Source organism: Candidatus Erwinia dacicola (assembly GCF_001756855.1).
Classification (GTDB): Bacteria; Pseudomonadota; Gammaproteobacteria; order Enterobacterales; family Enterobacteriaceae; genus Erwinia; species Erwinia dacicola.
Genome location: NZ_MAYS01000079.1, coordinates 1 through 8,720, shown reverse-complemented (window position 1 = coordinate 8,720; position 8,720 = coordinate 1). Strand labels below are relative to the sequence as shown.

Sequence of the window (8,720 nt, the reverse complement as noted above, 5' to 3'; positions counted from 1 at the left end):
CCGTTCGCAGATATATCCGTAGCCCGCTGCCCGGTGTGACAGCATTGAGTCTGCGCTCAGGTTCTTCGGCGGGACGCCGCATCAACTGATGTTCGACAACGCCAAGGCCATCATCATTGAGCGCGATATCTACGGCCCCGGCAAGCATCGCTGGAACCCACAGTTGATGCACGTTGCCGAGAAGTATGCTTTTACCCCCAAGGTCTGCCGCCCCTTAGGTAATCATGCTGTTTTAATATGCCAGTTTTGGACGAAGAGGCTAGCCATTCCAGCATGTATTACCGAACACTGGTTGTAACCTACTGATTTTATATTATGGACGCTCGCTGTTTTTATGGGGGCGCAGCATAATCTCTATTTATTCAACAAAGCCTATTTCCAGTCAAATTCTAAAGTTGCTGTTGCCTTACCACTACCAAAATCATTAATGCCGCCAGCCGGTGTACATAAAAGCCAGGAAATAGGAAGCTGACCTGAGCTATTATTAGCAACTCTTCCTAAAGAGATAGGGCGACCATCAAATGATATCCGCTTTACACTTGCATCGCATTCACTCGAACCCACGCTATCGATTACACCCTGCAAACGGGCCAGAATGGTTGACGCCCCATTTCTTACAAGATAAAGAGTATTGTTATTTTCTTTTTGAGATGTACTGGTTGCTCGCATCGTAATATCAACAACCGGATTATATCCTGTGCACTGATAATTAATGCTACCATCTTTTCTTCCCAGCAAAACCCCCGAAGAAGACTGAGGGGTAATCGTTCCAAAGTTAATCGTTACGGGTATATTTACTGTACATTTTGGTGATGTATCCAGAACAGTAATTATATCATTCCTATCAACTATCGTTCTGTCCTGCATATAAGTCATTCCGTAACGACCAACCCAAAGTGGAGGCAATGTATAAGTGCCGGGTAAAACATTTTCAGGTACGTAAATACTGACATTTATATTGCCATCCAGACTGCTTCCTGATGTGTTATTATTTCGCACCATATCAATTGTCCAACATGCGTTATCGTTTTTAACTCCGGGCCCTGACAATGTCATTTTCCCTTGGCTTCCGAAGTTAAGTCCTGTCGATACGCGGTTGTTTTTGGTGTTCATGACGGTCACTCTTAAACTCCCTCCAGAAAGAACAATAAGCAGCCCTTCGGGTGTTAAAAAACCTGTATAACCATCAATTGTGGTCAAAGGGGAGGCCCAGCTCGGGTAATATATATGACTATTTTCCATGCTAAACCCTGCAATTAAGCATAAACTCATAAATGAAATTGAGGCGCTCATCACAGTTCCAGGTTGATATATTGCTGAGTTTTTCAATAATGCAAACTGTTTGTTTTTTAAAGTAATTCCAGAACCATAAGTAGCAAAGGTCATTATTGATAACGCTAAACTAATTAGAGAGTTAAGCGTTAAGATTCTTGTTATTATATTGACGTTCATATTACATACCATTAATTAAATAAGTATTTAAAATAAAATTAGGCAGAGCATATAACTTTCACCGTCTGAGCACCGAGAGTGATTATTAATTAAGACTATGCCAGTGAGGACACCATTACCGACAGGTACCGTTTAGCTGGATTACCGGCATTTGTGGTGTTGGCGTAAGGCCGTCAAGACTGAAACTAACGCGGCATTGTTTATCCGCACTTTTACCCCATGAGACAGACAATTCACCTGTTGGTGGCAGGCCTGCTAGATAGACTAGGCCGTTATCGCCCACAATACTGGTGATATCTTCCCGTGCCGCACGGTGCAACAACGACACGGTCGCGCCAAACGGTACCGCACTTAAACTATCCTTCCGGCTCAGAGTCATGAGGACTTGATATCCAATGCGGGTAACGAAATTAGCTTTCACCACCGCACCATTGGTCGGATAGACCGACATCTGGTTCTGCGGAAGGTCGACGTTGTCCGGTAATGTGCTAGGATCAACCCCGATATTATTGTTTGTATAATTAGAAAGATAAGGTACCACCGCATAACCATGCTTGTCCGTTGTTCCCCCTCCATTGGAAAGTCTAACGCCAACAGCGCCTGGTGTACTAACTAACGCCACTGAACTGCCTAACGAACGCGAAAAGGTGATCCCTTTGGCGTGCGCCACCACACCACCGCTCATGTTGACATTCATCGAACGTGAGTCTTTGGAATAGGCGTACCCAACGCCAATGTTACCTTTACTGCCTTGATATGCCATACTCAAATTACTACTGTTACTGATCTGATCCTGATTACCCCACCCTTGCAGCAGACTATAAGAAAGCGCCCCATCGTGGTCGCTGCCACTCATCCCCACCCGGTTCTGGGTTCGTCCACGGTTGTCATGGGTCACCAGACTACTAGCGTAGGTATTCTGCCATGCGGATGAATAGCTGAAAAGGTTAAACGGTATGCTCATATTGAATGAGATTTGGCGGTTATCCGGCCAGTTGACACTTCCCCTCATGCGATCAATGGTATAGTTCGCCCCGTAACTGATCCCATACAGGCTACCGTTATATCCTGCTGATAAACCGACCAGTGTTTTACTTGAACCCCGGTAACTATCACGGTTGGCACGTAAGCTGATAGAGCCAAATTGGCCCAATTGCTGAGTGATCTGGGTCTGGAAGCTACTTTGACGGCGGTTGAGTTTCCACGACGCATCGTCATTACGTCGTGTATGGTCAATGCTGTTGTATTCGGTAAAGTTATAGAAATCTTGTGTTGAATAGCGCAACGCCGTCAGATCCACCGACGTCCCGGTAGACAACAAACTTTTAGAGTAACGCAGTCGCCAAGAACCACCGGTCTGCGGTTTACCTTGGTCAAACGTCGCCATCGACAAGGTGGCATCCGCAGAAAGCGCCCCCATATTCCCCAGAGAGACGCCGGTACCTGAACTCAGGGCAGTGTAAAAGTTAGAAACCAGCCAGCCGCCGTACAAAGTCAGGTTTTTCGGTAAACCGTAAATCAAGGTGCCAAAGGCAAAATTGGTGTCGCGTGTACCCCGCATATTGCCATCGCTGTACTGCCCAGCAGTCAATTCATATTTTAACGCTCCCGGACGCAACATCACCGGCAACGATGAGTAAGGCACAATAAAACCGTGGACGCTCCCATCCACCTCGGTCACCGTAACGCCGAGATCGCCCGACATCCCAGCTTGATAGAGATCTTTGATATCGAAAGGGCCTGGAGCAACATAAGTATCATAAACAATGTAGCCATTCTGACGCACGGTGACCCGCGCATTACTGTTGGCGACGCCAGTGATTTGGGGTGCAAATCCGCGCAGATGTGCTGGCATCATTTGTTCACTGGAGCGTAGTTGTACACCACGAAACGGCACACCATCCAACACCTCACTGCTTGTGCTGGCTTCACCCATTGTCAATTGGGAGCGCCATGCAAGAATGTCGCGAGACAAATACGTAGAGGAAAAACACGTGTCGTCACGGTGGTTACGTACTAGGCGATTACCACCGCCAGAATCATAATGGCTATGCGTAATGGTGCTGCGTAAACGCCATGCACCGGCATTAGCGCCGAGTTGGGCGTTAGCAAAGAGGTTATTATTAGTGCGCTTGTCGTTATTGATTATCTGTTCGTTACGACCGGCACTGAAGCTGTAGTTAAGCAACAGTGCCGCAATACCCTCATCCCACTTTTCAGGCTCAAACCGACTATCTTTACCAGGCTGCATTGCCACCTGTGGGATACTGATATCCAGCCGTAACCGCGATAAATCAAACGAGACCGTCGACTGGGGGATTAGTGCGGCCAGATCACCTACCGGTTTATCTTTCTGTAATGTCTGCAGCGCAGGCAAGTGATCAACGTTCACCCCTAGTTCGGCTAATAACGCAGGTGTCAGCTGTGCCACAATATTCCCCTGCGCATTTTTACTGAACACCAACTCCCGTGATACCGTCTCGCGCTGGTTGATAAACAGGGTGACAACGTACTTGCCTTCGGCAGCCCCCCCCGCACTGGCAAAGGCAGACAGATCTACATCAGAATGGTTAGCTCCGAGTGACAACAGTTCCGGATCAAAATAATCGGATGCCCATACGCTTCGACATCCCATAACTATAAAAAAAGACAGGGTTTTACGCAGGAAAGCGCGCACTCTGGCAATACTCATATTGGTACTCAGCCTGTATTGGGAGGTCAATGATCTACTCAACATGAGTCTCTGCTTTTTATTCAACACTATCTATCAAGTTATCCAGCCTTACAGCCTTACAGCTCTTGGTGCTGTAAGGGACTTGCTTGGCTGTCTTCATCTACGATCTGCCATTCCACTAAATCAGAGGTACCACGAGGCAGGGGGTAGCTCTGCTGCCCCTTAGGAGGAACCAGTTTGCGTAATGCGTCTGCTGGCAAAGGTTTCCCACCTACCGTTACCCGGCTAAAACTGATGTAAAAAGGCGTGGGGTTGTCAACTACCAATAAGTCGCTGCGCTGACTAAAACGAAGCTGACTTGACGCGGTGACGACACCGCTCTCCGGTAATCCTTTAGGGCGATAGAACAACTTAATGTTGTGCACCACTGCGACCACCACCTGCCCGCCAACTTGGGTGTTTTTTTCTGATACTGATGGGATCCCCTTTACCGACAGATAAAACACCGATTCATGATCCTGCGGTAGTGTGCGTTCGGTGAGGCGTATACGCAGGGTCAACGACTGGCCTGCCTCGACTCGTTCAAGCGGCGGTGTCACCAATAGCGGGATCGCCGCTTTCGCCTTCCTGGTATCGCCCTCAGCCAGTGGTAACCCAGTGGAAAAATCCATCGGCCGAATCCACGACTGCATCAAATAGGTACGATTTGTGTTGTTGGTCAGTGACCAAGTAATGCCTTTTTCCGCCGAGGCTGGATAAATAATGCGGAATTGATTCAACGTTATCCCGGATGGCGAAGCTACATTTGCATGGCACGGCAACACAGCTACCATGAGTAAAAGCATTTTTTGCGAAAACATTATGCTCCCCCCCCCTTGTTTGATACCGTTGAACTGTACAGGCGGCTATTACCTCCATAGTCATTAATCACCGTCCACTGTGCCTTATGAACCGGACCGACCGCCGTATAACGAGCCTGCGAAAACGGTGAAATCATCGGTACGGTCTCACGACCCTTGACCTCCATTCCGTCAAATATTAGACTGGATAGGGTCAGGTAATAAGGGGTAGGGTTAGTGACTAGGACCTTGCCTGCCAGATAATCAAACGTTAAGCGCCCTTCAGCCTCCTCTGCAGCCATTGTCAACCCAGCTGGGCGGTAAAATAGTTTGACCGTGTTTTGGATCCCCACGGAAACGTGCGCTGTCATCAAGTCAGTATCAGCCTCTTTGGGTTGTGCCGTGCCCGGTATCGCGATCGCGATAAAATAAAATACCGACTCACGATCAGGGGACATTACTGCACCTCCCTTGCGCAATATTCGCAAGGCGTTTTGCCTGTTTTTTTCTAAACGAAACAGTGGGGGCATGGTTATAAATGGGGCTATTTCATGGCCTTCTCCCGACATAACAACGGCAGATTGAACCAAATAAGGACGGGAACCTTGGTTTTGTATGGTCAGCGTCTGCGCGTTGTCCGTTGAATGATAAATTATGCGTGTACGGTTGAGGCTAATTCCTCCCTCGCCCGCCATCACCAACGACATAGGATTACTCCACAGGCTAAATATCAGTAAAACGTACAGTAAAATCAAACGGATTATATGCAAACGAGCCTTCCTTTACTGCCAGGAGAAATTAAAGGTAACGGCGGCCGTCAACATGCCGCTAATAGCATTAGCGCACTTATTGCCGCAAGACAGCGATGCTTTCAGTGGAATAGTGGTGCTACCAGCGCCGAAGCTTTCGCTGGTTACAAAGGTATTGTTGGCAACAACAGCGCCGGTTGCGGTGGTAATGAGCACACCGTAACCTACGGCTTGGGAAGTGGGCTGGCGAAACAGGAAGTCACCCGCATCAGCATTGCCAATCCCTGTCACGGTGACACCCGGTTTTTTTACTGTTCCGATAAAACCAGCACACTGCGATAGCGTAATATCCAGATTTAGTGAATTCTTCAGGGTATCACCATGTTTAACACTGGCTGATTGTACCGAGCCAAAATCAAGAGTAGGCGGTGCAGATACTTGACAGGTCGGAGCCTGAAAAGTTGCGGAGAACACCACATCGACCGCTTGCGCACTAGGCACTACTGCCAACAGGCACAGGCTCAGAACAAAGCGACGGGTTGTGAGGTTCCCCCCAAATATATTGAAATTTTTCATCACATCTATGTATTTGCCAATATGCCAGATGAAAAAAAACGCACAGCGGGAGCGATATATTTAGTCAACAGTTGCATGGAACGTCTCCTCTCCACCATAATCATTGATTGCTTTCCATATCGCAATACCTGTACCAACAATGTCGGAATAGACATTGTCGGAGAAAGGGGCCACCATACTAGTGCTTTTAATTACATCTAACTTAATATTTTTTCCGCCAATCACTAATTGGTTCAGCGAAATGAAGTAGGGCGTTGGATTTGAAACTCGAACGTTGTTTCCTTGCTTGGAAAATTGCAACTTCCCCATTGCCTCTTTCTGCATCATTGATAAATCATTTGGTCTGTAAAATAGTTTGATGGTATTGCCTGTCGCCACTTGAAGCGAACCCCCGAGATTATTTCTATCAGCGACCTTCCCCAACTTACTCGCGGGAATAGCTAGTACATTAAAATAAAATACTGATTCATGATCTTGGGGTAATGCATTTGCCTTTTTTAAGATACGCACCTTATTGCTAACCCCGGGTTCAATACGAAATAGCGCAGGTGTAGCTATAAACGTGCCATCTGAGGATTTAGACAAAAGACTGTCTGAAATATCGACTTTAATAAGATAGGGTTGATTTGAAGAACGATTATTAATCTCAACACTTTGGCTATTTTCCACACTGGGAAAGATGATGCGTGACGAACCAATGCTAATACTGGCTAGCGTTGGCTGAATCCACACAGTGCTTAAGCATAAAATCATACTCAGATTTTGATGTAACTTCATAATATCAGTTATTTACATAGGATATTTTGATTGGTGCGTGATAACTACCCGGCTGAACAGCTCCTTGATTTAACACGGCCATGCCAGCGTTGAAAGTATAAGTCAGTGTGCCATCTTTACCTGCAGTAACAGGAATGCTAGTGCCGTTAACGACCACTGTCGTGTTATCTTCCTTTGTCAACATAAAACCTACAGTCTGCCCAACATCGCTGAGAAATACATTGTTTTCTGCTCCAACCACTCCGGTTACCTGCAATGCCCCCTTTGCTTCAGCGCTACAATTAGTCAAAGTCACAGACAGAGGCTCGTTACCCACCTTTTTTTTCGCGGCAGTAAACTGAGTTTTATCGTAAGACCCTACATTCAAAGTAGCGGCCCCATGGTTAGCTGTCACTTCACAGGTGGTATCAACGATGGTACCTTGCAGCGTAACGTCAGCCTGAAAGGCCGCTTGTGCATTTCCCGTCATGGCTACAATCAGAGCGGCTGGTGCTAGTGCGATAATTCCTTTAATCATTATTAACCCTTATATTAAAAAGGTATTGCTTAAATTAATGTCTTTAACTTAAACCAACGACCAACGCTGACTGACCAGCACTGACCATAGAGCATTATAGGTTAATACCTGAACCAGATCAATAATATTGATCTATTCAAGCGATTAATTGCGATAAATTTGCTTAATTTAATAGTCAAGGACTATTGAATAGTATGGTATTTATTGTTATAATAATATTTTTGGGCTGAAGGGCTATATTAAATGTTGAATAAGTCGAACTTTTAGGTGACTAGCGACCCTGATCGCTAAATTCATTTCAACATTAGGCCCCATGACAAAGCAAAAGTTTAAAAATCACCAATTGGCCCGCATACAACAAAGCACTCAGACAACACGGTTCTCTAACGGTCTGGCTTGATGGTTAGGAAATTGAGGCGCATCTTTTGAGATGCGCCTGACCATGGATTGCATCGCCAACCATCCCTGTGATAACGCTGTTATACGTGAGTCTGTGTGTGAACATGTCGTCTCTGATGCAATTTCAACTAGAAAGCCATTTTTTAGACGCACTGTTCCAATTCAGTGCATACGCAGCCATCGTTTTTTTATCCATTACACACAGCCTTTCTGACAGAAATTCCGTTGCATGCATGCCAGACTGAGCGCCTGCAAAGCGCAGCCGACCTTTGCAGAGAAGGCATATCGAATGGATCTGTACCCAGAAACCCCTTCATCAGCACCGCGAATCCCGGCTTCTCCGGTTTTTCCCGCGTCTGCATCTGCAGGGCTTCATACACTAGGGGGATCAGCGTTCCCCTTTTGCGGTTTGCCAGAAATCCCGAGTAACGCACCATCTTAAAATGCAGCGCCCGATCATCTCTTCCTAGTTTCAGTTTCCCCGTGCGGTGATCGAGATAGTGATGAATTACCGTGCCGCTACAGTAGTGCTGCAGGCGGGAAGCCGACACAAGCGGGCGCTTCAGGTACCGGCCAAGGTACTTCATGCTGTGCCACCCCACCCGGGTCTTCTTCGCGAAGTGTACCTTCCAGTACCGGCCGTACTGTGCCCGTAGCTGCCGCGCAGCAGGCGGATAACGGCGCTGTGCCAGATGGTTTCCACGGTCTTCTTTTTGAAGAAGAGGCGGTGCCAGACG

General features: G+C 47.0%; 7 protein-coding genes and 2 pseudogenes. 1 reads left to right on the top strand and 8 read right to left on the bottom strand.

Features of this window, described 5'->3' with window-relative positions; all coding sequences use genetic code 11:
- Positions 1 to 58: 58 nt before the first annotated feature.
- Positions 59 to 214: pseudogene (locus BBW68_RS19385) on the top strand (IS21 family transposase); the annotation flags it as partial.
- Between the two features lie 158 nt (positions 215 to 372).
- On the opposite strand, the gene BBW68_RS18210 reads toward BBW68_RS19385, so the two are convergent.
- From BBW68_RS18210 to BBW68_RS02190, 8 genes and pseudogenes are all read right to left on the bottom strand, one after another.
- On the bottom strand, positions 373 to 1,452 hold the full coding sequence (locus BBW68_RS18210) for a hypothetical protein (RefSeq protein ID WP_148127503.1): 1,080 nt from the start codon (positions 1,450 to 1,452) through the stop codon (positions 373 to 375).
- 115 nt (positions 1,453 to 1,567) lie between these two features.
- Positions 1,568 to 4,144, bottom strand: a complete 2,577-nt coding sequence (locus BBW68_RS02220; RefSeq protein WP_070133822.1) for a fimbria/pilus outer membrane usher protein — start codon at positions 4,142 to 4,144, stop codon at positions 1,568 to 1,570.
- Between the two features lie 98 nt (positions 4,145 to 4,242).
- A complete protein-coding gene (locus BBW68_RS02215; protein ID WP_083264751.1) occupies positions 4,243 to 4,986 on the bottom strand; it encodes a fimbrial biogenesis chaperone in 744 nt (247 codons plus the stop codon).
- A complete protein-coding gene (locus BBW68_RS02210; RefSeq protein ID WP_083264749.1) occupies positions 4,986 to 5,672 on the bottom strand; it encodes a fimbrial biogenesis chaperone in 687 nt (228 codons plus the stop codon). Before BBW68_RS02210 ends, BBW68_RS02215 begins: the two co-directional genes overlap by 1 nt.
- A gap of 75 nt (positions 5,673 to 5,747) precedes the next feature.
- Positions 5,748 to 6,290 (bottom strand): fimbrial protein, encoded by a 543-nt coding sequence (locus BBW68_RS02205; protein ID WP_070133820.1) that lies wholly within the window; start codon positions 6,288 to 6,290, stop codon positions 5,748 to 5,750.
- A gap of 60 nt (positions 6,291 to 6,350) precedes the next feature.
- Positions 6,351 to 7,067 (bottom strand): fimbrial biogenesis chaperone, encoded by a 717-nt coding sequence (locus BBW68_RS02200; RefSeq protein WP_070133819.1) that lies wholly within the window; start codon positions 7,065 to 7,067, stop codon positions 6,351 to 6,353.
- Between the two features lie 4 nt (positions 7,068 to 7,071).
- On the bottom strand, positions 7,072 to 7,584 hold the full coding sequence (locus BBW68_RS02195; RefSeq protein WP_276325370.1) for a fimbrial protein: 513 nt from the start codon (positions 7,582 to 7,584) through the stop codon (positions 7,072 to 7,074).
- A gap of 542 nt (positions 7,585 to 8,126) precedes the next feature.
- A pseudogene (locus BBW68_RS02190) lies at positions 8,127 to 8,720 on the bottom strand (transposase); the annotation flags it as partial.